Raw genomic sequence first — 236 nt, forward strand, 5'->3', positions numbered from 1 at the left:
GTTTTCAAAGTCGTGGGTGCTGACGCTCGGGTTGTTGTAAGCATAACCACCTCTCCAATAGACATGATGCCTGCCTCGGTGGCCATGGCTTCTTTCGAAGGTCGCATGTTCGCTTATGCCGACTTCTTCCAGACGCCGCTGCTCTTGGGTGGCGTGGTTGGCAATCTTGTCTTTGGAAAGCCCCGACAATGTGCCACCGATCAGGATTTTGCTGTCACTGTTACGCCATTCTCCGC

The 236-nt window shown here is 53.8% G+C and carries 1 protein-coding gene; it reads right to left on the reverse strand.

Annotated features, from left to right (window positions below; all coding sequences use genetic code 11):
• A partial coding sequence (locus ACTHSQ_RS11465; RefSeq protein WP_440375973.1) for a hypothetical protein occupies positions 1 to 236 on the reverse strand: 236 nt, incomplete at both ends.

It is taken from the genome of Neisseria sp. P0009.S008, assembly GCF_051958615.1.
Classification (GTDB): Bacteria; Pseudomonadota; Gammaproteobacteria; order Burkholderiales; family Neisseriaceae; genus Neisseria; species Neisseria subflava.